Below are 25771 nucleotides of genomic sequence, written 5' to 3'. Positions count from 1 at the left end.
ACCGTACCCTTGCCCTTTGCGTAAAATCCCATCCCACAGGTAGTTTCATGTCTCTGGAACAGAATTACACCGCGATTCTCGGCCAACTGGGCGAGGACGTTTCCCGCGAGGGCCTGCTCGACACGCCCAAGCGCGCTGCCAAGGCCATGCAGTACCTCTGCCGCGGTTATGAACAGACCCTGGAAGAAGTCACCAACGGTGCCTTGTTCAGCTCCGACAACAGCGAGATGGTGCTGGTCAAGGACATCGAGTTGTACTCGTTGTGCGAACACCACCTGCTGCCTTTCATCGGCAAGGCCCACGTGGCCTATATCCCGAGTGGCAAGGTGCTGGGGCTGTCGAAAGTCGCGCGCATCGTCGACATGTATGCCCGTCGCCTGCAGATCCAGGAAAACCTCAGCCGCCAGATCGCCGACGCGGTCCAGCAAGTGACCGGCGCCTTGGGCGTGGCGGTGGTGATCGAGGCCAAGCACATGTGCATGATGATGCGCGGTGTGGAAAAGCAGAATTCCTCGATGATCACTTCGGTGATGCTCGGCGAGTTCCGGGAAAACGCCGCCACTCGCAGCGAATTCCTCAGCCTCATCAAGTAACCCGTCGCTTGAAGAAAACCGGCGTTGATCGCCGGTTTTTTTTCGCCGGTGAAAAATCAGGTAAGCTGCGCGCCCTCTTCTTCCCTGCCGCGAGGCTGAATACCGTGATTGTCAAAGCGCTTCGAGTTGGCTTGGGCCAGCTCATTATCTTCATCGACTTCATCACCCGCCCCGGCAAGAAACAGCGCCCCGCCGCGGCCCAGGCCCAGGTCGACCAGGCCGCCCGCAGCCTGACGCTGTATCAATTCCACGCCTGCCCGTTCTGCGTGAAGACCCGCCGCACCTTGCGCCGTCTCAACGTGCCGGTGGCCCTGCGCGATGCGAAAAACAACGAACAGGATCGCCAGACGCTGCTGGAGCAAGGCGGCAGGATCAAAGTGCCGTGCCTGCGTATTGAAGAAGATGGCAAGACCACCTGGATGTATGAGTCCAAGGTGATTATTGAGTATCTGGATAAGCGGTTCTCTGCAGCCTGATGGTTTTGTGGTGGCTGGGAGGCCCCCATCGCGAGCAAGCTCGGCTCCCACAGTAGGCCTTGGTGAACGCTAGATTTGTATTCACCACCGTCCCCTGTGGGAGCCGAGCTTGCTCGCGATGGGGCCCGGACAGCCACCACAAAGCCCCTGATATCAAGCCGCTTTTACCGCCAACGCCTCCCGCACCACCCCCGCCAACCGCTTGAGCCCTTCATCCAGCCGCGCCGGATCAATGTGGCTGAAGTTCAAGCGCAGGTGCCCTGGATGCTGGTCCGGTTCAGGAAAGAACGGCTCCCCCGGCATGAACGCAACGTCGGCCGCCAGTGCGGCGGCGAGCAAGGTGCGGGTGTCCAGCGGTTGCCTGAGGGTCAGCCAGAAAAACAACCCACCCTGGGGCACGTTCCAGTCCGCGATATCAGAGAAATGCGTTTGCAACGCCGCCTGGAACCGATCGCGACGGTCCCGGTAGAAATCCCTCAATTCGCTCAAATGGCTGCGGTACTGTTCGGTGCCGATCCATTGCAGCGCCTGCCACTGACCGATGCGATTGGTGTGCAGGTCCGCCGATTGCTTGAGCCGCAGCAGGTGCGGGAACAAATCCGGGCTGGCGATCAGATAGCCCACCCGCAGCCCCGGCAACAGGGTTTTCGACACGGTGCCGGTGTAGATCCAGCTGGCCTTCTTCAAGCGACTGACGATCGGCGTGGCACTGCCGCCATCGAACGTCAGCTCGCGGTAGGGTTCGTCCTCGATCAGGGTGACGCCGAACTCATCCAGCAAAGCTGCCACCGCGTCGCGCTTGGCCTCGCTGTAGCGCACCGCCGAGGGGTTCTGGAACGTCGGAATCAGGTAGATGAACGCAGGCCGATGCCGCTCCAGCCGGGCCCGTAACTGATGCAGATCCGGGCCATCGGCCTCCAGGGGCACGGTGATGCAGTCGGCGCCGAACAACTGGAAAATCTGCAGCGCCGCCAGATACGTCGGCGCTTCGAGCATCACTTCGGTGCCCACGTCAATGTGCAACTTGGCCGCCAGGTCGAGGGTTTGCTGGGAGCCGCTGACCACCAACACCTGACTCGCCTCACAGACCACGCCCAATGCCCGCGCCTGAGCCGCCAGGGCTTCGCGCAGGGCCGGTTCGCCTTCGCTCATGCCGTACTGCCCCATGGACAACGGCATGGCCGCCCATTCCACTTTCGGCAGCATGGCTTCGGCTGGCAGGCCGCCGGCGAACGACATCACTTCAGGGCGCTGCGCCGCCGCGAGGATTTCTCGAATCAAAGAACTTTTGAGGCGCGAGACACGTTCGGAAAAAGCCATGGGGTCACCTGTAGCGGGTCGCTGGAAGAATGAGTCAAACTGATTGACCGAAACTACTCCGCCCCCTCTGGATACGTCAATATGCTTGACCTTAAAAACCCAACCTCCCAACAAATGGCCATGGAAGCGTTTTTCTTCGGTTATCAGGCGTTCACCGCCAAGGCCGATGAAATGCTCGAGCGTCGTGGGTTGAGCCGGGTCCACCAGCGCATCGTCTTTTTCATCGCCCGCTATCCGTCCTTGAGCGTGAAGGAATTGCTGACCCTGCTCGGAGTGAGCAAGCAGGCGCTGAACATGCCGTTGCGCCAGTTGATGGAAATGCACCTGGTGAACAGCGTTGCGTCCGAGACTGACAAGCGTAAGCGGCTGCTGGAACTGACGGCCGAGGGCGAGCGGTTCGAGCAGGCGTTGCGGCGCGAGCAGGTGAAATTGCTGGAGCGGGTGTTTGCCGAGGCTGGGGAGGCGGCGGTGAATGGGTGGTTGGCGGTGAACCTGGCACTGGGCAAATCCAGTGACTGAAGGCACCTGATCCGACGCTATCGCGAGCAAGCTCGCTCCCACAGGGTTCATGGTTGAACCCAATTCTTGCATTCACCCCACCCCACTGTGGGAGCGAGCTTGCTCGCGATAGCGTCCGCATGGGTGATATATCCCTATCGCCAGACATTTCGTCGACAACACAGAAAACATTATTTGCATTATTTGTATACAAAAGCATAATTCGTTTCGTGCGAGTTCCTGACCAACAGGTCAACATACTTCGCCAGCCTTACCTGCCTCAACGCATCGCGGCCACCCCCAGGGCGTTTGCGGTGCTGGAAATAACAATAAGACTCTTGAGGAGTACTCGCTGTGGAAAGCCGCAAACCCGACGCCCGGACGCTGGACCTCTCGCCGCCACTACGCAGTGGCTGGCTGGAACGCCTCTTCAAACTCAGCTTGCATGGCACCACGGTGAAGACCGAGTTGATTGCCGGCCTGACAACCTTCATCACCATGGCCTACATCATCTTCGTCAACCCCAACATCATGGCCGACGCCGGCATCGATCACGGTGCCGCGTTCGTCGCCACCTGCATCGCCGCCGCCCTGGGCTGCCTGTTGATGGGCCTGTACGCCAACTGGCCGGTGGGCCTGGCACCGGGCATGGGCCTGAACGCCTTCTTCACCTACACCGTGGTCGGCACCATGGGCTACAACTGGGAAACCGCGTTGGGCGCGGTGTTCATTTCCGGTGTGCTGTTCATGTTCTTGACCCTGTCACGGGTGCGCGAGTGGCTGCTCAACAGCATTCCGGTGAGCCTGCGCTTCGCCATGGGCGCGGGGGTCGGGTTGTTCCTCGGGCTGATCGGCCTGAAAACCGCCGGGATCATCGTCGACAGCCCCGCCACCCTGATCAAGCTTGGCTCGTTGCGTGAACCCGGTCCGTTGCTGGCCGCGGTGTGCTTCCTGATGATCGCCGTACTCAGTTATCACCGCGTGTTCGGCGCGATCCTGATCAGCATCATTGCCGTGACACTGGCCGGTTGGGGCCTGGGACTGGTGCAGTACAACGGCGTCATGTCGACACCGCCGAGCCTGGCCCCGACCTGGATGGCGATGGACGTGGCCGGGGTGTTCAACATCAGCATGATCAGCGTGGTGCTGGCCTTCCTGTTCGTGCACATGTTCGACACCGCCGGCACCTTGATGGGCGTTGCCCAGCGCGCCGGCCTGGTGAAGGCCGATGGCAAGATCGAGAACCTGTCCCGCGCCTTGAAAGCCGACAGCGCCTCCAGCGTATTCGGCGCCATGGTCGGTGTGCCGCCGGTGACCAGTTACGTGGAAAGCGCCGCCGGTGTGGCCGCCGGTGGCCGCACGGGGCTTACCGCCGTGACCGTCGGTGTGCTATTTATTGCCGCCATGTTCTTCGCACCGCTGGCCGGGATGATCCCGGCCTATGCCACGGCCGGGGCCTTGATCTACGTCGCCATGCTGATGATGGGCGGCATGGCCCACATCGAATGGGACGAACCAACCGACAGCATTCCAGCCATCGTCACGGCCATCATGATGCCCCTGACGTTCTCGGTCGCCGACGGTATCGCCCTGGGGTTCATCACCTATGTGGTGCTCAAGGCCGGCACCGGAAAACACAAGGAAATCTCCGTCAGCCTGTGGGTGCTCTGCGCGATCTTCATCGCCAAGTTCATCTTCTTGTAAGCGATACCGTATCCACCTGCCTCACCCCTCGGGTGAGGCTTTTGTACATCAGGAGCAAAGCAATGAATCTGGAAACCTGGCTGTTGTTCAGTGGCGCCGCCTTGGTGGTGATCCTCATCCCCGGCCCGTTGTCGTTGTTGATGATCGGCAATAGCCTGAACTACGGTCTGCGCCGCTCGTACCCGGCATTCCTCGGCGGGGTGATCGCATCGATCTGCCTGCTGAGCGCTTCGGCGCTGGGGCTCGGCGCATTGTTGATGGCCTCGGAGCAGTTGTTCAGCGCCCTGAAGATCGTCGGTGCCCTGTACCTGTTTTACCTGGCCTGGCAGAGCTGGCAGCAATCGCGCCAACCCTCCCAAGGCGCCGAAGTGCCCCAGGCCGCTGCCGTCCCGCGCTTTCGCGCCCTCTTCGGGCGGGCGTTCGTGTTGGGTGCGAGCAACCCGAAAGACATCCTGTTCTTCGCCGCTTTCCTGCCGCAATTTTTGAGCGCCGAACACGCGTTCCTGCCACAACTGCTGATCATGATCGCCACCTGGACCGTACTCGACCTGCTGTGCAAGCTTGCCTACGGCCTCGGCGCCCATGGCGCGGCGCGGTATTTGCGCACGGGCAGAGGCCAGAGTTGGTTCAACCGCATCAGTGCCGGGCTGTTTGGCGGCGCGGGCGCAGCGTCCTTACTGTCCAGCCACTGAGTACCGGTGACCTTTTTTGAGCCGCGGCGCTGGTAAAACGGCGCAACAACCCATTGATATACACCCGTCAGAAAAACACCTTACATAGAAGGCCATTCATTATCGTTGAACAAGGAAGTTCACAATGGCCAAGGTTTTTTACCCCGGTTCCGTTTCTCACGAGCACGCCGTCGTCGTGACGGATCTAGGCTTTGATGCCAATGATCATTCTGTCGAGACACTCGATTTCAAAGCAGGCAATGAAACCCTGATCGGCCCGGAACATAAGCGAAGACAAGCCCAACTCGAAGTGGTCGATAAACTGTATGGCCCGCTGCGTATCGGCTCCGTGACGGTGACTCGTTTAGCCCTGGATGCGCTGGGCGTAACGACCAATGGCCAGCCCCTGAACGGCGACAATACGTTTTTCCGCACCCCCAATCGTTTTTTCCTGAATACGTTGCGGTTCAACCCGGTTGATATCGAAACCCGTATAAAGCTGATCGACAACGCCAACGACTACCGCTTGCCAACACTGCTGTTCGAAATTGCCAGTGAGCGCTCCTCTATCGCCCCGCCGTTGCTCAATGACCCTCCTGAAACACAACCTGAATCAGCCCATTATCGAACCACGCTCGAAAAGCTTTTAAATTCTGCCCAAAAACTCAATACCGCTTCGCTTGCAGAAAAAACATTTAAGTGGGTAAACAGATCCAAGAGCAACATCCTGATTCCCACAGGGTTCGGACTCCAGGCCTTTGGCATCTACAGCGGCCTGCGTGGTTTGCAAGATGCCATCCGCAACAAGAACGGTTACCAGGCCGTCTTCAATGGGGCCAGCGTGAGTGCCGAGGTCGCCTCGATCGGTGTCGAGGCCGCGCTGACCCGGCAAGCCACGCACATGCTCAAGGCCGGCCAAAGTTCCCTCGGGAGTTTCGCCAAAACCTCGTTTGCCTTACGGCTGGGGCGTGGCAGCGGCTTGATTGCCAGCGTGCTGACACTGCCATTCGATATCGTCGCGGCCATCGACGCTTTCAAGGCTGCCGCCAACGCCACCGGCAATGAAGCCACGGATCATTACGTCAACGCCGCCTTGAGCATCACCAGCGCCGCCATGTCCGTGATGATCGGCGCAGCGGCATTGGCGGGTTTTACTTCCGCCGGCCCCGTGGGCCTTGCCGCGGGATTGATCCTCGCGGTTGGATCACAAGTCTGGGGGGCGATTCGTGAAGTCGATGAAATCGACAACTACATAGAACTCACCGTGCATGAGCGCCTGCGCACAGGTTGGTTCGCCTTCTGGACCATCAGCCCCGATGAAGCCATCCAGGAGCGCTATACCATCGCCAAGGCGACCGCTGAACACACGAAACAACTTCGGGCCAATGCCATGAAGTTATTGCAAGGCACCTTGAAAAACAGCACCGAAGCCATCGTAAACGGAAAGTTCAGCGTAGAACTCGAACAGGTGACTTACAACACTTGGAATTGGTGGACGGGAGAACGCTACCAGGCGACCCGAGTGCGCCCCAGGATCACGGACAGCGACGACTTCATCGATGCCCGCGACGGGGTCACTGCCGATACCCCCGGGGCCGTGCTGGGTACTTCGGCGGAACACAAAGGCATCCACTGGTATATCGGTGGTGGCAACGACACCATCATCGGTCCGAAAAGCAAACCGAACGTTTTCCATTACGGCGCAGGTGTTAAACAGCTGACCGGGGGTGAGAAAGACGATGTTTTCATTTTCGAGGGTTCAACGCAGAGCCTCACGGAAAACCCTCCTTCACCCAATCGATTAGTCGGTGGCGCAGGCAGTGACACCGTCATTTTATCCGGTCGCTCTCGGGATACCGAGGCACAACAGCTTGGTTATCGCGTCGACCTGGAGGCCGGGCAGATCATCCTCATCACCCAAGCCAGCCAGGAAAAAGACACCGAGGACTATCGCCATGCGGTCCTGGAGAGCATTGAACACGTAGAAATACTGGAGGGGGGTCGCAACATCATCAAGGGCACCGCCGGCCCCAACATCATTAAATCCCGCGGCGACGATGCCATCGAGGCCGGTGCAGGCGATGACCAGATTTTCCTCCTGGGCGCCAACAACCGCGACGCAGACGGTGGGCCGGGCAACGATGTCTACGCCATCGCCCATAAGCCGGGCCGCGTATCCATCAGCGAGGACGGCATCGGCAATAGCGTCATTGCCGTGGACTGGAGAGCCGACCTGATCGAAGGCTGGAAGATCGAAGGGGACAACCTGGTGGTGACCTCGGGCTTTGACGCAGATGACTGGCAACTGCGTGAAGTCATCATCAAAAAGGTCTACCAGCCCGACGACGACATACGATACCTCCAGAACAACAAACTGACCTTCATCACAAAGGATGGCTATCACTTGGTGCCCGACCTGCCCGACACCCTGGAGCAGAGCCAGTCCCTCGCCATTGAAGCGGTCATCACCCAGCAGGGAACACCTCGCAACCCGATTATCCTCAATAACCAGAAAACGCACCGGGTCGCACACGACAAGGACACGAGCTATTACCTGTCACGCCTTACCGTGGCGACGACGCTGCAGGTAACACAACGCAGCGACTTCACCACCACGGTGCATCTGGATTATGCCAGCACCGAGCTGACGCGGATCGAGGCCCATTACAACGTCCTGGTCACTCACGACGATGATGGTTGGGACACCGTAAAGTATGGGGAATGTGGCCTGACGATTTATTTCGGCTCACGCCACGTGGTCTTGAAGAACCTGGCCAGCTCCGATGAGCGTTACAGCGCGCAAGATACCCGCACGAAGCGACGTGCATTTTCCGCCCTGGGCTCGAACCATCTCGTTACCCTCATCATGAAGGACGGCGTGTCCTACCGCCTCGTCCAACCGACACCCGACTATGGCCTGCTACTGGACGAAAAATTCATTGGCCAATCGTCGGTAAACTGGAAAACCGACCTGGCATTGCCGCTCACGGCGACCCGAAAGCAATATGTCTATCTTCCTCCTTCGGACAAGCCCCCCTATTACATGCGCAACCGAGCCACCTGCGCCCAGCTCACCTCCCCCTCGGAGCAAACCGGCATTGAAGTCCTGATCGGCGAAGGCGCCACCTACCTGGTGCACCTGAGCCCGGACATGACGCTACGGTTATCCACACCCGGCGCCCTCGCGGGGGCCAATCCCCGGTTGCCCCAGGCCTCGACCTGGGAACTTGACGCTACGCGCCTGGGGCACGTCGAGATCAATCTTGCTTCCAACCGGTTGCAGCTGGGCACAACGATTATTCATCTCCCCACGTATGAGGCTGAAGACCTTGTCGACAAGATACGGGTCATCACCGCCCAAGGCGTCGTTCATGCAGTCGATACCCTGTTTGAACGGGTGTATGTCGAGGCGCTCGACGCTCGGTATTTCACTTTTGCGCTCGCCCCCTCAGCGGCATGGCCCAGCGAACTGGCCGCCTTCGCTGCCAGGGAATTGAGGGTGCTGAACATTGCCGTCAGGGACGGCACTCGCGGCGGTCTGACCTACAACCTGAAAACCCGCCAATGGACCCTTGAGACCGATAAGGCTCGCCCCATCGTTGCCCAGGACCTGAGAAAAACCAATCTTTGCGATCACCATCTCAGCCTCTATCAGGACTTGGCGCGCGAAGGCCTCAGCCAGACGCCGCCCGCAAACGATGGCGCACTTCGCTTGCTACGGGAAAAGTGCGTGGCCCTGGTGGAAAGCCTCACGCCGGGCAATTCGAAGTTCCTGGTGCAAACCCTGACGCTCAGCCTGGCCTTTGGAATGAGCGCGGCTCAATTAAGCGGGCTTCTTGCATTGCATGGGTTCTTACCCGCCTATTTATAGCCCCATATACATATGTACTGCACAGGCTTGAGCCGTTTCCAGGAACATCTCAAGCCAGTGACCTGTCGGTGCGTCAATCGCAAGGCAGGGCATGCTCCACGACGAATGAATGACTCATTCATCACTTTCCAAACCTGAAGGAACAGGAATCCCAATGAGCCCAAAACTAAACACCCGCCCCAAGCTTCCAACCTCGCCCCCCGACACGCCCCATTCAAGTCGCGATACGTCACCGGAAACACTGCCCAGAAGCCCCGCCCGAAGCGAGGGAGGCGACCTGGCCCCCGTCACGCCGCCCGGACGACAACCTGACGCCGCAGAACCCCAGTCCCCCACCATCCAGATAGCCGAAATCACCTCACAGACACCCGGCCATGAGTCAACCATGGCGGTGCCGCTGGAGCACTATCTTCTTTCACCCGAACTGGTCCCCATGCTATCGGAGCCCGACGCAACCTCGGGCATCCGCACATTCAGGACACGTACCTATGTGGATCTAACGGAAGGCGGCACAGTGCTGTTGGGGCGCGATGCCGAGCAGAATTACCGGGCCCGACTAGGCACCGAACTCATCGCCTCCGGGCCACGCCTCGAACAAGTGGAAGGCAGCCTGCTGTGGCGTCTTGCGCACCGCGCCGAGCCGGATGCCGCTGACTCCATACTGACGATTACCCGCCGCAGACCGGCGGAAGATGAGCCCTCGGACGTCATTGAACCCAAGCGTCAGCACACGTCCCCTTCACCAAGCGAAGCCACCTTGGAGAGCGCCCCCGCCTTCGCTAAAAACTGGGGAATCGAGCCAAGGCTCACGGTACCCGACTTCCTGACCATAGACGGTGTTCACTACAAGGTAGTGACGCGCGCCGACGCCCGCGAGTATCCGATCGCCTACGTCCAGCAACCCACCCATTCACCGTATGATTTTGACGTACTGGAGGCGACCATCAGGCATACGCCCGACGAGCAACCCCGAAGCGCGATACGCGTGCCTCCTGACAATCGCTGGCAAATCGATGCGAGGCTGCCCTTTGACAAACCACTGACGGAATACGTCAGGGAGGCGTTTCCAGAAGTCACCACCGTCACCCTGGAAAATATCGCCAGAAAGCAATTTACCCTCGCCAACAGCTCGTCTTTTGCCGACGCGGCAGGCTTGACCGCGCTCCGGCAGATTTTCAGCAGTTGGAAAGACGGCACCCCGTCCCCGCACCCGGAATGGAGCGATCCGTTATTGATGCTACCCGTGCTTCGCGCCGCTTCAGGCAGCGTCAGCAGCACTGCACGCTCGCTCGATCTGCCGAATCCAACGTCAAGAATGTCGTTGGATCGGCTGGATTTCGACCCTCAGCGATTCACCCAGCAGTGGGATTATTTCGTCATGACTTACTCCCCGTTGGACCTCAAGCGCTTCATGGCCAACCTCATGACCCGTAACGGTTATGCAGTCTTTGAACCCAATTCTTTCAATAGCTTTCCGGCGTTGGTATTCCGGCGCACAGGGCATGACTATGTATTTTTCATGAGCCTGCATCGCACCCGGATCCCGAAGATTTCCCTGCCGGCACACACCAGCCCAAACACAACCGGCATCAGCCTGGAAACCCAGGTCGGCGAACACGCCGCGAACGTTGTCAGGGAGGCCCACCAGAACAACAAACTCATCTGGCTCAAGGGCGGTTCGCAAATCCGGCCAAACCATCCGGACACCGTTTTCATCGTTCGGGATGACGACGCCAGGCTGTAAGTCCGCAGGCAAAAAAAAGCCCGCAGTGTGAGCGGGCGAAAACCAAAGAAGCGCCATGCGCAGTCGCTTCCAGGAGAGGCAGCTGCTTGGGGGATCAGCTGCCTCGATAGGTGGAATAGGCGTAGGGCGAAATCAGCAGGGGCACGTGGTAATGCTCCTGCTCGGCCGAAATACCGAAGCGCAGCACCACCACATCCAGGAACGCCGGATCGGGCAGTTGGACGCCACGGGCGCGGTAGTAATCGCCGGCGTGGAATTGCAGTTGATAGACCCCCGAACGGTAGTCATCCCCTTGCAGCAGCGGCGCGTCGCAGCGCCCGTCGCTGTTGGTCAGCGCACTGGCGACACAGTGCAGTTGCGAACCTTCCACGCGGTACAGCTCGATCTTGATCGAGCTGCCCGGGCAGCCGTGTGCGGCATCCAAAACGTGAGTAGTCAAACGTCCCATTGCTTATGCGCGCCTCGCTGCACTGCAGTCCGGCCCGACGCCTCCTGAATCAGTTGAAAGACAGGCCGCACCGTTTCGGAGCACGAAACGCCACGGCGATGTGCGAATTAAGACACTTTAAAAGAAAATTGTACACAATAAAAAATAAACACTTCGCCCATGGACTGCGCGACGGCGCGTCAGCCCCAGGCTCAAGCAAACCAAATGAATACAAGATCCTCCTGACGATTCACTGACCAAGTGGGCAGGTTTCTTGCAGTGTAGACAACACCAGGGACACAGTGAAAAATGCAGAAAATCAGGCTTACAAATCGCGCATAAAGTTGTATACAATCATTCCATCGTCGTGACGCCAGCCTGAAACACATCGCCAGGGCGCCACCTACATGGTTCGAACAAGAAGGAAAACTGCAGTGAGCGCTGACTACCCACGCGACCTGATCGGTTACGGCAGTAACCCTCCCCACCCCCAATGGCCGGGCAATGCCCGCATCGCGTTGTCCTTCGTGCTCAACTACGAAGAAGGCGGCGAGCGCAACGTCCTGCATGGCGACAAGGAATCCGAAGCGTTCCTTTCGGAGATGGTCGCGGCGCAACCGCTGCAGGGCGAGCGCAACATGAGCATGGAATCGCTGTATGAGTATGGCAGCCGTGCCGGTGTCTGGCGTGTCCTCAAACTGTTCAAGGAATTCGATATTCCTCTGACCATTTTCGCCGTCGCCATGGCCGCCCAGCGCCATCCGGAGGTGATTCGCGCCATGGTCGCCGCCGGTCACGAAATCTGCAGCCACGGCTATCGCTGGATCGACTACCAATACATGGATGAGGCCCAGGAGCGTGAGCACATGCTCGAAGCGATCCGCATCCTCACCGAAATCACTGGCGAGCGTCCGCTGGGCTGGTACACCGGCCGCACCGGCCCGAACACCCGCCGGCTGGTGATGGAGGAAGGCGGTTTCCTCTATGACAGCGACACCTACGACGACGACCTGCCCTACTGGGAACCGAATACCCGCAACGGCAAGCCGCACTTGGTGATCCCCTACACCCTCGACACCAACGACATGCGCTTCACCCAGGTGCAGGGTTTCAACAAGGGTGACGATTTCTTCCAATACCTCAAGGACGCTTTCGACGTGTTGTACGCCGAAGGCGCCGAAGCCCCGAAGATGCTTTCCATCGGGTTGCATTGCCGGCTGATCGGCCGCCCTGCGCGCCTGGCCTCCCTCAAGCGGTTTCTCGAATACGTCAAAGGCCACGAACACGTCTGGTTCAGCCGTCGTGTCGACATCGCCCGCCACTGGCAGCACGTCCACCCGCATCAAGGGGCTTCGAAACCAGGAGCGTCGAAATGACCGCCTTCCAGACCCTCAAGCCCTCCACCTTGAGCCGTGAAGCCTTCATCCGGGCTTTCGCCGATATCTACGAACATTCGCCATGGGTCGCCGAAAAGGCGTTTGACCTGGGCCAGGATCCCTCGATCGACGAGATCGAGACCCTGCACCAACGCATGAGCGACATCCTGTTGAGTGCCGATCACGCCAGCCAACTGGCGCTGATCAACGCTCACCCGGACCTGGCCGGCAAAGCCGCCGTCCAGGGCCAACTGACCGAAGCCAGCACGAACGAACAGGCCGGCGCCGGTATTCACCAATGCACGGCCGAAGAGTTTCAACGCTTCACCGAGCTGAACGACGCCTACAAGGCCAAGTTCAAGTTTCCCTTCATCATGGCGGTAAAAGGCAGCAACCGGCACCAGATCCTCGCGGCGTTCGAAACGCGCATCCATCACTCGGCAGACGCCGAATTCAAATGCGCCCTGGCAGAGATCAACAAAATCGCGTTGTTCCGATTACTGACCCTTTAGCGAGCAGTCCTGAACCCAGGAACCTGCAAGCATCCCCAGCCAACTTATTTAAAGGCAGACAAGAAGAATGAAAGCTTACGCCGTACCTTTCGAGAAGTTCGTCAACCTGGCCGACGCCCGCCTGGGCACCAAGATCATTTCGGTCACCGATGACTGGTTCGCCGACGCCAACCGCCTGTTCCAGCCGACCCCGGCCGTGTGGAAGGAGGGCGTGTTCGATGATAACGGCAAGTGGATGGACGGCTGGGAGTCGCGGCGCAAGCGCTTCGAAGGCTACGACAGCGCGGTGATCCGCCTGGGTGTGGCGGGCTCGATCAAAGGCGTGGACATCGACACCTCATTCTTCACCGGCAACTACCCACCGTCGGCCTCCCTGGAAGCCTGCTTCCTGACGGAAGGCGAACCGGACGAAAACACCCAGTGGACTGAAGTGCTGTCGGCCGTCGAGCTGCAAGGCAACAGCCACCACTACCACGAAATCAGCAACGACCAGGCCTTCAGCCACCTGCGCTTCAACATCTACCCCGATGGCGGCGTGGCCCGGTTGCGGGTCTACGGCATTCCGTACCGCGACTGGTCGGCGGTGGGCGACAACGAACAGATCGACCTGGCCGCCGCCCTCAATGGTGGCCGCGCCCTGGCCTGCTCCGACGAGCACTTCGGCCGCATGAGCAACATCCTCAACCCGGGTCGTGGCGTGAACATGGGCGACGGCTGGGAAACCGCCCGTCGCCGTACCCCGGGCAATGACTGGGTCATCGTCGCCCTGGGCCATGCCGGCGAGGTCGAGAAAGTCATCGTCGACACCCTGCACTTCAAGGGCAACTATCCCGACAGCTGCTCGATCCAGGCCGCGTTCGTCAAGGGCGGCACCGACAGCCAGATCGAAACCCAGTCGCTGTTCTGGCGCGAACTGCTGCCGAGCCAGAAACTGGAAATGCACGCCGAACACACCTTCGCCGAGCAGATCAAGGCCCTGGGACCGATCACCCATATCCGCCTGAACGTGTTCCCGGACGGTGGTGTGAGTCGCCTGCGGGTGCTGGGCAAGGTCGCAAAATAAGGGTGAACCCAAATCGCGAGCAAGCTCGCTCCCACATTTGAAATGCATTCCCCTGTGGGAGCGAGCTTGCTCGCGATGGCGGCACAACAAACAACACAGAATTCAAGGTAAGAAGACCAGCATGCGCACACTCAAGATCGAACCGTTGACCAAAGAAGCCTTCGCCCCGTTCGGTGACGTGATCGAAACCGACGGCAGCGATCACTTCATGATCAACAACGGTTCGACCATGCGCTTCCATCGCCTGGCGACGGTAGAAACCGCCACGCCGGACGATCAGGCGATCATCAGCATCTTCCGCGCCGACGCGCTGGACATGCCGCTGACCGTACGCATGCTGGAGCGCCATCCGCTGGGCAGCCAGGCCTTCATTCCGCTGCTCGGCAACCCCTTTCTGATCGTGGTCGCGCCACTTGGCGATGAACCTGTATCAGGCTTGGTCCGCGCCTTCGTCACCAACGGCAGGCAGGGCATTAATTACCATCGCGGCGTCTGGCACCACCCGGTGCTGACGATCGAAAAGCGGGATGACTTCCTGGTGGTTGATCGCAGTGGCACAGGCAATAACTGCGATGAGCATTTTTTCAAAGAGGATGAGTACTTGATCCTCGCCCCCCACCAATAAGAGAAGGTCCGATCACGCGAAAACAAGCGTGACGGGCGAGAGGTAAAGACTGTGGAAGCACATATGCTGGAATGGCTGAACCTGAGCGTTCGCTGGGTTCACATGATCACTGGCGTGGCCTGGATCGGCGCGTCGTTCTACTTCGTCTGGCTGGAAAACAACCTCAATCGCGTCAACCCCAGGAGCGGCCTGGCCGGCGACCTGTGGGCCATCCACGGTGGCGGTATCTACCACCTGGAAAAATACAAACTCGCGCCGCCGTCCATGCCGGACAACCTGCACTGGTTCAAGTGGGAAGCCTACTTCACCTGGATGTCGGGCATCGCCCTGCTGTGCGTGGTGTTCTATTGGAACCCGACCGTCTACCTGCTGGCCCCCGGCAGCGGCTTGAGCGGCCCCGAAGGCGTGGCCCTGGGCCTCGGTTCGTTGCTCGTCGGCTGGTTCGTCTACTCCTTCCTCTGCGACTCGGCCCTGGGCAAGCGCCCTGCCTTGCTCGGCTTGATCCTGTTCGTGCTGTTGATCGCCGCGGCCTACGGCTTCAGCAAGGTGTTCAGCGGTCGCGGTGCCTACCTGCATGTCGGGGCGGTCATCGGCACGATCATGGTCGGCAACGTGTTCCGCATCATCATGCCGGCACAACGTGCCCTGGTCGCGGCCATCGCCGAGAACCGCACGCCGGATCCAGCGCTGCCAGCCAAGGGGCTGTTGCGTTCGCGCCACAACAACTACTTCACCCTGCCGGTGCTGTTCATCATGATCAGCAACCATTTCCCGAGCACCTACGGTAGCCAGTACAACTGGCTGATCCTGGCCGGGATCGCCGTGGCGGCGGTGTTGGTGCGGCATTACTTCAACACGCGCCATGACAGCAACCGGTTTGCCTGGACGCTGCCGGTCGGCGCCCTGGCGATGATCTGCCTGGCTTATGTCACCGGCCCCAAGCCCATGCCCAGCACACCGGAGGTGGCCAAGGCGCCCGGCGTGATCGAGTACCAACCGTTGCCGGAAACGGCAGTAGGCGGTGGCGCGAAACCGGCGACGGCCCCCGCCGCACCGGCAGCTGCACCCACTCAGGCCGCCAACGCCCAGGGCCCTTCGTTCGAGAAGGTCCACAGCGTGATCCAGGAACGCTGCTCGGTCTGCCACTCGGCCAAGCCCACCAGCCCGCTGTTCAGCGCCGCCCCAGGCGGGGTGATGTTCGATACGCCGCAGCAGATCCAGCAACAGGCCGCGCGCATCCAGGCCCAAGCCGTGACCAGCCAGATCATGCCGTTGGGCAACATCACCCAGATGACCCAACAGGAACGCGATCTGATCGGCGCGTGGATCAACCAGGGCGCCCACACTAACTGAGCCACGCGCTCCAACACCGTTAAACGTCATACCGCTGACAGGTCGACCGGCACACCACCGGTCCCCCGTCAGCGACTGCCTGCGCCTCAACAATAAAAACAAGAGCAAAGCACCCGATGACCACGCCCCGCCATCACGCCCCAAATTCGCCGCGCATGCGCTGTTGCAGGGCACTTGAGCCTTCCAAGGCAAGCCCGTATCCTGCGCGGCCGTTTGAAGCAGGCCGACCACAAAATCCCTTCCGATCCTGACCGGATCGCCAACTTGTTGCGGTGTTGGCGGACATAAACGCGCCCCTGAAAACAGCTTTCCGACTGATCAAAAAACCGCAGGGCAAGCCTTTTCCGGTTTTTTCCGGACTTGGCTCAGCGCTTGCTATCAGCATTCGCCACGCTCAAAAAGCTGACCGAACGGATGTTTTTAATCCATGGAAAAAGGCGCCACACCAGAGCGCTGACCTGAAAAAAAGCGGTACCACTTACCTTTGGGAGCAAACCGAATGAAACGTACGTGCACCAGCCTGATACTCGCAGGATCCTTGCTGGCCGCAGGCCAGGCGATGGCCGACGATCTGTTCCAGTGGCAGAACAACAGCCTGACCTACCTGTACGGCAAGGATTTCCAGATCAACCCGCGTATCCAGCAGACCGTGACCTTCGAACACGCCGACGCCTGGAAATACGGGGACAACTTCTTCTTCCTCGATCGGATCTTCTATAACGGCCAGGATGACGGCCAGTCCGGCCCGAACACCTACTACGGTGAGTTCAGCCCGCGTCTGTCGTTCGGCAAGATCTTCGACCAGAAGCTGGAACTGGGTCCGATCAAGGATGTGCTGCTGGCCATGACGTATGAATTCGGGGAAGGCGACAACGAGTCTTACCTGATCGGCCCGGGTTTCGACCTGGCGATTCCCGGCTTCGACTACTTCCAACTGAACGTCTACAACCGCCAGACCGAAGGCCCGCGCGCCGGCGACAACGTTTGGCAGATCACCCCGGTCTGGGCCTATACCGTGCCGGTGGGCTCATCCGACATCCTGATCGATGGTTTCATCGACTGGGTGGTGGACAACGACAGCAACTCGAAGGGCACCTACCACGCCAACCTGCACATCGTCCCGCAGATCAAATATGACTTGGGCAAAGCGTTGAAGCTCGGCGCCAAGCAGTTGTATGTCGGGGTGGAATACGACTACTGGAAGAACAAGTACGCCATTGAAGACAGCGACGGGTTCAAGACCAACCAGAGCACGACCAGCTTTTTGCTGAAGTATCACTTCTGATCCCGGAATCAATATCGCAGACAATCCCCTTGTGGGAGCGAGCTTGCTCGCGATAGCGGTGGGTCGGCTTGCATTGATGTTGAATGTACCGCCGTCTTCGCGAGCAAGCCCGCTCCCACACGGGTTGCATGCCAACCACAGGTTTAGCATCCACCACAAATCCCCCTGTGGGAGCGAGCTTGCTCGCGATAGCGGTGGGTCGGCTTGCATTGATGTTGAATGTACCGCCGTCTTCGCGAGCAAGCCCGCTCCCACACGGGTTGCATGCCAACCGCAGGTTTAGCATCCACCACAAATCCCCCTGTGGGAGCGAGCTCGCTCGCGATGGCGGTGGACCTGCGTGCATCACGCCTCAGGACAACCCCAGAAACCGACTCAACGCCTCACGCTGCGCCAACGCATCCTGGCGCCCGAGCTCGATCAGTTCGCTGCAATACCCCGCCTCGAACAGCAGGTAGCTCAGCACCCCCGCGCCACTGGTCTTGGTCGCGCCCGGCCCGCGCAGAAATACCCGAAGCGCACGGGGCAATTCCTGGCGATGGCGGGCGGCGATTTCGTCGATCGGCTGGCTTGGCGAAATCACCAGCACGTCCACCGGTGCCGCGCCGAGGGCATGGGCCGGGACGTCATCGGGCAGCAAGTGGCTGAACCCGTTCAGGCGCTCCAGCAACTCGATGTCACTTTCCAGGCTGTCGATGAACGTGCTGTTGAGCATATGGCCGCCAATCTGCGCCAGGGTCGGTTGCAGGCCGGTGTAGCTGCGTTCGGAAAGATCCTGCCCGCCACCACCACGGGGGTTGCCACTGACGCCGATCACCAGCACGCGATTGGCCCCCAGGTGCAAAGCCGGGCTGATGGGCGCCGATTGCCGCACCGCGCCGTCGCCGAAGTATTGCGGACCGATCTTGACCGGCGCGAACAACAGCGGAATCGCCGAACTGGCCAGCAAGTGTTCCACCGACAACTGCGTCGGCACACCGATACGCCGGTGGCGCAGCCAGGCATCGATGGTGCCGCGGCCCTGATAGAAGGTGACGGCCTGGCCGGATTCATAACCGAATGCCGTCACCGCCACCGCCCGTAGTTGCTGCTCGGCGATGGCCTGCTCGATACCCGAGGCGTGGAATTGGGCCTCGAGCAGTTCGCGCAGCGGCGAACTGTCGATCAGCGCCACCGGCAACTTGGCTCCCAGGCCCAGCAGGCTGTGGGTGATGAAACGCATTGACTGGGCGATCACGCCCCGCCAGTCGCTGCGCATGACCTGATGGCTGCGCACCGCTTGCCAGAACGCCGTCAGCCGCTCGATGGCAGTCTTGAAGTCCATCGCCCCGCTCGCCAGGCTGACCGCATTGATCGCCCCGGCAGAGGTGCCGACGATCACCGGAAACGGGTTATCCGCCCCGTCCGGCAGCAATTCGGCAATCGCCGCCAATACCCCCACTTGATATGCCGCCCGAGCCCCGCCGCCGGAAAGAATCAAACCTGTAACCGGTTCAGCTGGGGTCATCGCAATGCTCCGTGCTCAAGGTGATATCAAAAAAACTCAGCCGCGTTTGTCGTACAGCTTGGGCTCACCCGGTGGACGACTCTTGAAGCGCCGGTGGGCCCAGAGATACTGCTCGGGACAATCGCGCACCGACTGCTCGACCCATTGATTGATGCGGATGCAATCGGCTTCCTCGGTCTCGCCCGGGAAATCGGTGAGCGGGGCCTGAATCACCAAGCGATAGCCACTGCCGTCGGCCAGGCGTTCCTGGATGAAAGGTACCACCAGCGCCTTGCCCAGGCGGGCGAACTTGGTGGTGGCGGTGACCGTCGCCGCCTGGATGCCGAACAACGGCACGAACACGCTTTGCTTGGCACCATAGTCCTGGTCCGGCGCATACCAGATCGCCCGCCCGGCCCGCAGCAGCTTGAGCATGCCGCGCACGTCGTCACGCTCCACCGCCAGGGAATCGAGGTTGTGCCGCTCACGACCGCGGCGCTGGATGTAGTCGAACAGCGGGTTCTTGTGCTCGCGGTACATGCCATCGATGGTGTGCTGCTGGCCGAGCAAGGCCGCACCGATTTCCAGCGTGGTGAAATGCAGAGCCATCAGGATCACGCCCTTGCCCTCGCGCTGGGCCTGTTTCAGATGCTCCAGCCCTTCGACGTGGGCCAGTTTCGCCAAACGCGAGCGCGACCACCACCAGCTCATGGCCATCTCGAAAAAGGCGATGCCGGTGGAGGCGAAATTTTCCTTGAGCAGACGCTTGCGCTCGGCAGCGGACTTTTGCGGGAAACACAGTTCCAGGTTGCGACGAGCGATGCGCCGTCGGTCGCCGGCCACCCGGTACATCAGCGCCCCCAATGCACGACCGACCCGCAGCAATAACGGATAAGGCAATTGCACGATCAGCCACAACAGCCCCAGGCCGCACCACAGCAGCCAGAAACGCGGATGAAAAAATGCAGCTCGAAAACGCGGGCGATCCATTACAGCTTCCATTAAGACATGGGCCGCGCATTCTACATTGTTCGACCCGGGTTGCGGCTGGCGGACGATCTCGTTATAAGTCTCGGCACTTTTAGTGACAAGCCGTTGTACGCCGACCATGAGCCAAACCGAACCGCTAGACCAAGATCCCGTGTTCCAGCTGAAGGGCAGCATGCTCGCCATTACGGTGCTGGAACTGGCCCGCAACGACCTGGAGAGCCTTGACCGGCAATTGGCGGCGAAAGTCGCCCAGGCCCCGAACTTCTTCAGCAATGCCCCCCTGGTGCTGGCCCTGGACAAGCTGCCGGCCGGCGAAGGCTCAGTGGATCTGCCAGGCCTGATGCGCATCTGCCGCCAGCACGGTCTGCGCACCCTGGCGATCCGCGCCAGCCGCATCGAAGACATCGCCGCTGCCATCGCCGTGGACATTCCGGTGCTGCCGCCGTCCGGCGCCCGGGAGCGCGTGCTGGAACTGAGCCCGGCCGAAGCGAAGAAAACCCCGGAAAAACCACCGGAGCCCACCATCAAGCCAACGCGGGTCATCACCTCGCCCGTTCGCGGCGGGCAGCAGATTTATGCCCAGGGTGGCGATCTGGTCATCGTGTCCTCGGTCAGCCCGGGAGCGGAACTTCTGGCCGATGGCAACATCCATGTATACGGCCCGATGCGCGGTCGAGCACTGGCCGGCGTCAAGGGTGATACCAAAGCCAGGATCTTCTGTCAGCAATTGAGCGCTGAGCTGGTTTCCATCGCCGGGCAGTACAAGGTCTCCGAGGATTTGCGCCGCGACCCGTTGTGGGGGGCCGGCGTCCAGATCAGCCTGTCGGGCGACGTGTTGAACATCATTCGGCTTTAACGGATACTGCCGCATTTTCCAAGCATCTCTAAAACGAGCGAAAACGGCTTAAACGACGTAGGAAAAAGGATCAGGCAGTGTTTACCGGAGGTAGACCCCGCCCGACAGCCGATTCCAGCCAAGCCTGTCCAATTGCAGCGGTTTTCCAGAGATGTTTTTCAGGGGCTGACAAAGTCCTTTTTCCTTAGGGGTGAAACACCTTGGCCAAGATTCTCGTGGTTACATCCGGCAAGGGTGGTGTGGGTAAGACCACCACCAGCGCCGCTATCGGTACCGGCCTCGCTCTGCGCGGCCACAAGACAGTCATCGTCGACTTCGACGTCGGCCTGCGTAACCTGGACCTGATCATGGGTTGCGAGCGTCGCGTGGTCTATGACTTCGTCAACGTGGTCAACGGCGAAGCCAACCTGCAACAAGCCCTGATCAAGGACAAGCGCCTTGAGAACCTCTACGTGCTGGCCGCCAGCCAAACCCGCGACAAAGACGCGCTGACCCAGGAAGGCGTGGAAAAAGTCCTGATGCAGCTCAAGGAAGACTTTGAGTTCGTGGTCTGCGACTCCCCGGCCGGTATCGAGAAAGGTGCCCACCTGGCCATGTACTTCGCGGACGAAGCGATTGTCGTGACCAACCCGGAAGTGTCGTCGGTCCGTGACTCCGACCGTATGCTGGGCCTGCTGGCGAGCAAATCCCGGCGCGCCGAGAAGGGCGAAGAGCCGATCAAGGAACACTTGCTGCTGACCCGCTACAACCCGCAACGGGTCAGCGATGGCGAGATGCTGGGCGTCGAAGACGTCAAGGAAATCCTCGCTGTCACCCTGCTGGGTGTCATTCCGGAATCCCAAGCGGTACTCAAGGCTTCCAACTCCGGCGTGCCGGTGATTCTCGACGACCAGAGCGATGCCGGCCAGGCATACAGCGATGCCGTCGATCGTCTGTTGGGCAAGACCGTGGAGCATCGTTTCCTCGATGTAACGAAGAAAGGTTTCTTCGAGCGCCTGTTTGGAGGTAGGTAATGAACCTTTTTGACTTCTTTCGTGCCAACAAAAAGCCCAGTACCGCCTCGGTCGCGAAAGAGCGTCTACAGATCATCGTGGCGCACGAACGCGGCCAACGCAGTACCCCTGACTACCTGCCAGCCTTGCAGAAGGAACTGGTGGAAGTGATCCGCAAATACGTCAACATCGGCAGCGATGACGTGCATGTGGCGCTGGAAAGCCAGGGCAGCTGCTCGATCCTGGAACTCAATATCACCCTGCCGGATCGCTGATCGCGCCGGCGGGAGCCACGGCGGCTCGGGCCCAAAGTCCTTCTCCCACAGGGTCAGGAAAAAGGGCCCGAGCCGCCGTTGGCGTTTGTAACGAGACTGTTTTCAATGCCCCTGTCCAACATCCGCATCATTCATCAGGACGCCGCTGTCCTGGTGGTCGACAAGCCGACCCTGTTGCTTTCCGTGCCCGGCCGGGCCGACGACAACAAAGACTGCCTGATCACCCGCCTGCAGGAAAACGGCTACCCGGAAGCGCGAATCGTGCACCGACTGGACTGGGAAACCTCCGGCATCATCCTCTTGGCCCGTGACCCGGACACCCATCGTGAACTGTCCCGACAATTTCATGATCGCGAAACCGAAAAAGCCTACACCGCGCTGTGCTGGGGTCAGCCGGAACTGGACAGTGGCAGCATCGACCTGCCCTTGCGCTACGACCCGCCGACCAAACCTCGGCACGTGGTGGACCATGAACAGGGCAAACACGCCCTGACCTTCTGGCGCGTACTGGAACGTTGCGGCGATTGGTGCCGGGTCGAATTGACGCCGATCACCGGGCGCTCACACCAATTACGCGTGCACATGCTGTCCATCGGTCACCCGCTGCTGGGCGACGGTCTCTATGCCCATCCGCAAGCGCTCGCGGCCTGGCCACGCCTGTGCCTGCACGCCAGCATGCTCAGCTTCACCCATCCGCAAAGCGGCGAGCGCCTGCGCTTCGAGTGCCCGGCACCGTTCTGAGGGATGTATCCGCAAGCAGACCACAAAACCTGTGGGAGCGAGCTTGCTCGCGATAGCGGTGGGTCAGTTTGCATTGATGTTGAATGTGCCGACCTCATCGCGAGCAAGCTCGCTCCCACAAGGGATTTGTGGTGAACACAAGCTCTGTACACGCCTGCGCTCCAATGTGGGAGCGAGCTTGCTCGCGATGAGGCCCGCACATTCAACACGGATATCACCCACTTCCCACCCTCCCCATCGACCACCAATACGGTAAACTCCCGCCCATTGCTGTCTGGAGTTTCTTATGCGCGCAGAGTTGAACCAAGGCCTGATCGACTTCCTCAAGGCCTCCCCTACCCCGTTCCATGCCACCGCCAGCCTGTCCAAGCGCCTGGAGGCGGCCGGCTATCAGCGTCTTGACGAGCGCGAGACCTGGACCACCGAGGCCAACGGTCGCTATTACGTCACGCGCAACGACTCCTCGATCATCGCCTTCAAGCTCGGCCGCCACTCAGCGCTGAACGACGGCATCCGCCTGGTCGGCGCCCACACCGACAGCCCCTGCCTGCGGGTCAAGCCGCAGCCGGAACTGCAACGCCACGGGTTCTGGCAACTGGGTGTGGAAGTCTACGGCGGCGCGCTGCTGGCGCCGTGGTTCGACCGCGACCTGTCCCTGGCCGGGCGCGTGACCTTCCGCCGCGATGGCAAGGTCGAAAGCCAGTTGATCGACTTCAAGGCGCCGATCGCCACGATTCCGAACCTGGCCATCCACCTCAATCGCGAAGCCAACCAGGGCTGGGCCATCAACCCGCAGAACGAACTGCCACCGATCCTCGCCCAGTTCGCCGGTGACGAGCGCGTCGATTTCCGGGCCGTGCTCACTGATCAACTGGCCCGCGAGCACGGCCTGAATGCCGACGTAGTGCTCGATTACGAGTTGAGTTTCTACGACACCCAAAGCGCCGCGATCATTGGCCTGCACGGCGATTTCATTGCCGGCGCGCGCCTGGACAACCTGCTGTCGTGCTACGCCGGCCTGCAAGCCTTGCTGACCGCCGACACCGAAGAAACCTGCGTACTGGTGTGCAACGATCACGAGGAAGTGGGTTCGTGCTCGGCCTGTGGCGCCGACGGCCCGATGCTGGAACAGACCCTGCGTCGCCTGCTGCCCGAAGGTGAAGAGTTCGTGCGGACCATTCAGAAATCCCTGCTGGTGTCGGCGGACAACGCCCACGGCGTGCACCCCAACTATGCCGACAAGCACGACGCCAACCACGGCCCCAAGCTCAACGCCGGGCCGGTGATCAAGGTCAACAGCAACCAGCGCTACGCCACCAACAGCGAAACCGCTGGGTTCTTCCGTCACCTGTGCATGGCCGAAGAAGTGCCGGTGCAGAGCTTCGTGGTGCGCAGCGACATGGGCTGCGGTTCGACCATCGGCCCGATCACCGCCAGCCAGTTGGGCGTGCGCACCGTGGACATCGGCCTGCCGACCTTCGCCATGCATTCGATCCGTGAACTGTGCGGCAGCCATGACCTGGCGCATTTGGTGAAGGTGCTGAGCGCGTTCTACGCGTCTCGCGAGTTGCCGTAACCACTCAGAAGGCATGATGAACCCTGTGGGAGCAAGGCTTGCTCCCACACAGCGCTCGCCTCGGGATTGAGGGGTGTGCTGACATACATCAGCCCCCCCAGCCAAACCCCAACTAGACTGTCCTTATCCCTCCCCGACAAGGCCGTCGTCATGATCTCGATGTCTTCGTTCAACGCCATGCTGGTGCCCATCATCGCCGGCATGATCCTGCTGGCCATCGGCTTCAACTTCCGTGACAAGAACGTCGGGGTCTTTGCCATGTGGATCGGCATGCTGCTGATCCTCGCCACGGTAGTGATCAAGATCCTGGGCAAACTCAACGAGTCGCTCTGAACCTGCCTCAAACCGGCGGTTGCTCCGGCACATCCACCCCGACATGAATCGCGTCGTGTCGCCAGAACTCCAGGTCGCAGTCGATCAGCCGCTGGTGCTGGTCATAGTTGACCCGTGCGATGCGCAGCCCGGGGCTGCCCACCGAAACTCTCAACGCCGCTGCCGCTTCCGGCTGTAAAGAGGTGGGCACGATCTCGAACTTCACCCGGCCGTAGTGCAGGTCGTAATGGCGGGCGTACAGCTCAGTGATGGACTGGTTGAGGTCGAATTCGAGGATGTCCGGAAAATACTGTGGGTTCAGGTAGTGCTCGACATACAGCACCAGCCGCTCATCGATGCGTCGTACGCGGCAGATCTGGATCACGCTGGACAACGCCGGCAGTTGCAACCAGGCACACACTGCCGCCGAAGCCGGTTGCAAGCGCGCCGAGATCACTTGGGTAGAAGGCACACGCCCCTGGGCCGCGACCATGGCGTGAAAATGGCTGCGCTGCATCAGGTTGTAGGCCAGGCGCGGCGGCGAGACGAACCAGCCCCGGCGCTCTTCCCGATAGATCTGCCCCTGGGCTTCGAGCTGCAACAACGCCTCGCGCACGGTAATCCGCGTGGTCCCGAACAATTCACTGAGCTTGCGCTCGGCTGGCAACTTGCTGCCGGGCGCCAGCAACCCGTGATCGAGTTGCTCTTGCAGGACCTGTCCGATGGCTGTCACCGCTTTGGTTGCATCGATGCGCATCAACGTTACCTATCTGGACTAGACCAGCACTGTTTCGGGGCAGGATCGACGGTCCGTCGATCCGCTTCTGGGTCCAACAAGCCTAGGCACTGCACATGACTGGCAGATGACAGAGCCGCCGAACGGTCGTTTTTCGAGCGTGCAAATTAACGGCCAAGTCCTTGCAGATCAGCTGTTTAACCATGGTCTACGCTTAATTCGCAGCCAATCTCCACGAGCCAGGCATTTCCCGCCCCCTGCGACACCGACATCAAAATGTCACAGGGCT

The 25771-nt window shown here is 60.3% G+C and carries 24 protein-coding genes; 19 read left to right on the top strand and 5 right to left on the bottom strand.

The window, feature by feature from the left end:
• Window positions 1-47: 47 nt before the first annotated feature.
• Together folE and AB4N80_RS13330 are read left to right on the top strand one after the other, a co-directional pair.
• Complete coding sequence (gene folE / locus AB4N80_RS13335; protein ID WP_003204506.1) at window positions 48-593, top strand: GTP cyclohydrolase I FolE; 546 nt, start codon at window positions 48-50, stop codon at window positions 591-593.
• Between the two features lie 104 nt (window positions 594-697).
• On the top strand, window positions 698-1069 hold the full coding sequence (locus tag AB4N80_RS13330) for a glutathione S-transferase N-terminal domain-containing protein (RefSeq protein ID WP_305471260.1): 372 nt from the start codon (window positions 698-700) through the stop codon (window positions 1067-1069).
• Window positions 1070-1222: 153 nt separating this feature from the next.
• Here AB4N80_RS13330 and AB4N80_RS13325 read toward each other — a convergent pair whose 3' ends face one another.
• Window positions 1223-2389, bottom strand: coding sequence for an aminotransferase-like domain-containing protein (locus tag AB4N80_RS13325; RefSeq protein WP_122566986.1), 1167 nt, complete (start codon window positions 2387-2389; stop codon window positions 1223-1225).
• 81 nt (window positions 2390-2470) lie between these two features.
• Between AB4N80_RS13325 and AB4N80_RS13320 the strand changes: the two genes are divergently transcribed.
• The 5 genes from AB4N80_RS13320 to AB4N80_RS13300 all read left to right on the top strand — a co-directional run bounded on the left by AB4N80_RS13320 (window position 2471) and on the right by AB4N80_RS13300 (window position 10877).
• Window positions 2471-2908, top strand: a complete 438-nt coding sequence (locus tag AB4N80_RS13320; protein ID WP_354339701.1) for a MarR family winged helix-turn-helix transcriptional regulator — start codon at window positions 2471-2473, stop codon at window positions 2906-2908.
• Between the two features lie 333 nt (window positions 2909-3241).
• Entirely contained in the window at window positions 3242-4591 is a 1350-nt protein-coding gene (locus tag AB4N80_RS13315; protein WP_122566984.1) for an NCS2 family permease, read from the top strand.
• A gap of 62 nt (window positions 4592-4653) precedes the next feature.
• Window positions 4654-5283 (top strand): LysE family translocator, encoded by a 630-nt coding sequence (locus AB4N80_RS13310; protein ID WP_122566983.1) that lies wholly within the window; start codon window positions 4654-4656, stop codon window positions 5281-5283.
• Between the two features lie 124 nt (window positions 5284-5407).
• Window positions 5408-9133 (top strand): calcium-binding protein, encoded by a 3726-nt coding sequence (locus AB4N80_RS13305; protein WP_460090484.1) that lies wholly within the window; start codon window positions 5408-5410, stop codon window positions 9131-9133.
• Window positions 9134-9518: 385 nt separating this feature from the next.
• Complete coding sequence (locus AB4N80_RS13300; RefSeq protein ID WP_354339699.1) at window positions 9519-10877, top strand: hypothetical protein; 1359 nt, start codon at window positions 9519-9521, stop codon at window positions 10875-10877.
• Window positions 10878-10971: 94 nt separating this feature from the next.
• Here the strand turns inward: AB4N80_RS13300 and uraH are convergent, their stop codons facing one another.
• On the bottom strand, window positions 10972-11325 hold the full coding sequence (gene uraH, locus AB4N80_RS13295; protein WP_122566981.1) for a hydroxyisourate hydrolase: 354 nt from the start codon (window positions 11323-11325) through the stop codon (window positions 10972-10974).
• Between the two features lie 413 nt (window positions 11326-11738).
• On the opposite strand from uraH, the gene puuE reads away from it, so the two are divergent.
• The 6 genes from puuE to AB4N80_RS13265 all read left to right on the top strand — a co-directional run bounded on the left by puuE (window position 11739) and on the right by AB4N80_RS13265 (window position 17518).
• Window positions 11739-12680, top strand: a complete 942-nt coding sequence (gene puuE, locus AB4N80_RS13290; protein WP_460082403.1) for an allantoinase PuuE — start codon at window positions 11739-11741, stop codon at window positions 12678-12680.
• The gene (uraD, locus tag AB4N80_RS13285) at window positions 12677-13192 is read left to right on the top strand and encodes a 2-oxo-4-hydroxy-4-carboxy-5-ureidoimidazoline decarboxylase (RefSeq protein WP_122566979.1); all 516 of its coding nucleotides are present in this window, start codon (window positions 12677-12679) and stop codon (window positions 13190-13192) included. The genes puuE and uraD overlap by 4 nt, the downstream gene beginning before the upstream one ends.
• 67 nt (window positions 13193-13259) lie before the next feature.
• Window positions 13260-14255, top strand: coding sequence for an allantoicase (gene alc / locus AB4N80_RS13280; RefSeq protein ID WP_122566978.1), 996 nt, complete (start codon window positions 13260-13262; stop codon window positions 14253-14255).
• A gap of 121 nt (window positions 14256-14376) precedes the next feature.
• Complete coding sequence (locus tag AB4N80_RS13275) at window positions 14377-14880, top strand: ureidoglycolate lyase (RefSeq protein ID WP_122566977.1); 504 nt, start codon at window positions 14377-14379, stop codon at window positions 14878-14880.
• 51 nt (window positions 14881-14931) lie between these two features.
• Window positions 14932-16233: a urate hydroxylase PuuD gene (locus tag AB4N80_RS13270; protein WP_122566976.1), complete on the top strand. Its 1302-nt coding sequence runs from the start codon at window positions 14932-14934 to the stop codon at window positions 16231-16233.
• Window positions 16234-16732: 499 nt separating this feature from the next.
• A complete protein-coding gene (locus tag AB4N80_RS13265) occupies window positions 16733-17518 on the top strand; it encodes an outer membrane protein OmpK (protein WP_122566975.1) in 786 nt (261 codons plus the stop codon).
• A 352-nt stretch (window positions 17519-17870) separates the two neighbouring features.
• Here AB4N80_RS13265 and AB4N80_RS13260 read toward each other — a convergent pair whose 3' ends face one another.
• Window positions 17871-19025, bottom strand: a complete 1155-nt coding sequence (locus tag AB4N80_RS13260) for a patatin-like phospholipase family protein (RefSeq protein ID WP_460082398.1) — start codon at window positions 19023-19025, stop codon at window positions 17871-17873.
• 36 nt (window positions 19026-19061) lie between these two features.
• Window positions 19062-19994, bottom strand: a complete 933-nt coding sequence (locus AB4N80_RS13255) for a lipid A biosynthesis lauroyl acyltransferase (protein WP_122566973.1) — start codon at window positions 19992-19994, stop codon at window positions 19062-19064.
• A gap of 118 nt (window positions 19995-20112) precedes the next feature.
• Between AB4N80_RS13255 and minC the strand changes: the two genes are divergently transcribed.
• The 6 genes from minC (at window position 20113) to AB4N80_RS13225 (ending at window position 24767) form a co-directional block, all read left to right on the top strand.
• On the top strand, window positions 20113-20850 hold the full coding sequence (minC, locus tag AB4N80_RS13250) for a septum site-determining protein MinC (protein ID WP_122566972.1): 738 nt from the start codon (window positions 20113-20115) through the stop codon (window positions 20848-20850).
• 200 nt (window positions 20851-21050) lie between these two features.
• A complete protein-coding gene (gene minD / locus AB4N80_RS13245; protein ID WP_003179114.1) occupies window positions 21051-21863 on the top strand; it encodes a septum site-determining protein MinD in 813 nt (270 codons plus the stop codon).
• The gene (gene minE / locus AB4N80_RS13240) at window positions 21863-22117 is read left to right on the top strand and encodes a cell division topological specificity factor MinE (RefSeq protein WP_003179111.1); all 255 of its coding nucleotides are present in this window, start codon (window positions 21863-21865) and stop codon (window positions 22115-22117) included. Before minD ends, minE begins: the two co-directional genes overlap by 1 nt.
• 105 nt (window positions 22118-22222) lie before the next feature.
• Window positions 22223-22858 (top strand): RluA family pseudouridine synthase, encoded by a 636-nt coding sequence (locus AB4N80_RS13235; protein ID WP_018612476.1) that lies wholly within the window; start codon window positions 22223-22225, stop codon window positions 22856-22858.
• A 286-nt stretch (window positions 22859-23144) separates the two neighbouring features.
• Window positions 23145-24434, top strand: coding sequence for a M18 family aminopeptidase (locus AB4N80_RS13230; protein ID WP_460082393.1), 1290 nt, complete (start codon window positions 23145-23147; stop codon window positions 24432-24434).
• 150 nt (window positions 24435-24584) lie between these two features.
• On the top strand, window positions 24585-24767 hold the full coding sequence (locus AB4N80_RS13225; RefSeq protein WP_122566970.1) for a hypothetical protein: 183 nt from the start codon (window positions 24585-24587) through the stop codon (window positions 24765-24767).
• Window positions 24768-24774: 7 nt separating this feature from the next.
• Here the strand turns inward: AB4N80_RS13225 and AB4N80_RS13220 are convergent, their stop codons facing one another.
• Window positions 24775-25503, bottom strand: a complete 729-nt coding sequence (locus AB4N80_RS13220) for a UTRA domain-containing protein (protein ID WP_122566969.1) — start codon at window positions 25501-25503, stop codon at window positions 24775-24777.
• Between the last annotated feature and the right edge of the window lie 268 nt (window positions 25504-25771).

The organism is Pseudomonas sp. H3_A02, from assembly GCF_054671965.1.
Note: the sequence above shows the minus strand (reverse complement) of the source record. Positions and strands in the feature narration are given on the sequence as shown.

What these genes read in the sequence shown, in the direction of transcription:
- AB4N80_RS13260 (WP_460082398.1), bottom strand. Translation starts at nt 19,025, where the DNA reads ATGACCCCAGCTGAACCGGTTACAGGTTTGATTCTTTCCGGCGGCGGG.
- AB4N80_RS13220 (WP_122566969.1), bottom strand. Translation starts at nt 25,503, where the DNA reads ATGCGCATCGATGCAACCAAAGCGGTGACAGCCATCGGACAGGTCCTG.
- AB4N80_RS13265 (WP_122566975.1), top strand. Translation starts at nt 16,733, where the DNA reads ATGAAACGTACGTGCACCAGCCTGATACTCGCAGGATCCTTGCTGGCC.
- minC (WP_122566972.1), top strand. Translation starts at nt 20,113, where the DNA reads ATGAGCCAAACCGAACCGCTAGACCAAGATCCCGTGTTCCAGCTGAAG.
- AB4N80_RS13325 (WP_122566986.1), bottom strand. Translation starts at nt 2,389, where the DNA reads ATGGCTTTTTCCGAACGTGTCTCGCGCCTCAAAAGTTCTTTGATTCGA.
- AB4N80_RS13255 (WP_122566973.1), bottom strand. Translation starts at nt 19,994, where the DNA reads ATGGATCGCCCGCGTTTTCGAGCTGCATTTTTTCATCCGCGTTTCTGG.
- AB4N80_RS13275 (WP_122566977.1), top strand. Translation starts at nt 14,377, where the DNA reads ATGCGCACACTCAAGATCGAACCGTTGACCAAAGAAGCCTTCGCCCCG.
- folE (WP_003204506.1), top strand. Translation starts at nt 48, where the DNA reads ATGTCTCTGGAACAGAATTACACCGCGATTCTCGGCCAACTGGGCGAG.
- AB4N80_RS13305 (WP_460090484.1), top strand. Translation starts at nt 5,408, where the DNA reads ATGGCCAAGGTTTTTTACCCCGGTTCCGTTTCTCACGAGCACGCCGTC.
- alc (WP_122566978.1), top strand. Translation starts at nt 13,260, where the DNA reads ATGAAAGCTTACGCCGTACCTTTCGAGAAGTTCGTCAACCTGGCCGAC.
- AB4N80_RS13225 (WP_122566970.1), top strand. Translation starts at nt 24,585, where the DNA reads ATGATCTCGATGTCTTCGTTCAACGCCATGCTGGTGCCCATCATCGCC.
- AB4N80_RS13235 (WP_018612476.1), top strand. Translation starts at nt 22,223, where the DNA reads ATGCCCCTGTCCAACATCCGCATCATTCATCAGGACGCCGCTGTCCTG.
- uraD (WP_122566979.1), top strand. Translation starts at nt 12,677, where the DNA reads ATGACCGCCTTCCAGACCCTCAAGCCCTCCACCTTGAGCCGTGAAGCC.
- AB4N80_RS13230 (WP_460082393.1), top strand. Translation starts at nt 23,145, where the DNA reads ATGCGCGCAGAGTTGAACCAAGGCCTGATCGACTTCCTCAAGGCCTCC.
- AB4N80_RS13300 (WP_354339699.1), top strand. Translation starts at nt 9,519, where the DNA reads ATGGCGGTGCCGCTGGAGCACTATCTTCTTTCACCCGAACTGGTCCCC.
- AB4N80_RS13320 (WP_354339701.1), top strand. Translation starts at nt 2,471, where the DNA reads ATGCTTGACCTTAAAAACCCAACCTCCCAACAAATGGCCATGGAAGCG.
- minE (WP_003179111.1), top strand. Translation starts at nt 21,863, where the DNA reads ATGAACCTTTTTGACTTCTTTCGTGCCAACAAAAAGCCCAGTACCGCC.
- AB4N80_RS13310 (WP_122566983.1), top strand. Translation starts at nt 4,654, where the DNA reads ATGAATCTGGAAACCTGGCTGTTGTTCAGTGGCGCCGCCTTGGTGGTG.
- uraH (WP_122566981.1), bottom strand. Translation starts at nt 11,325, where the DNA reads ATGGGACGTTTGACTACTCACGTTTTGGATGCCGCACACGGCTGCCCG.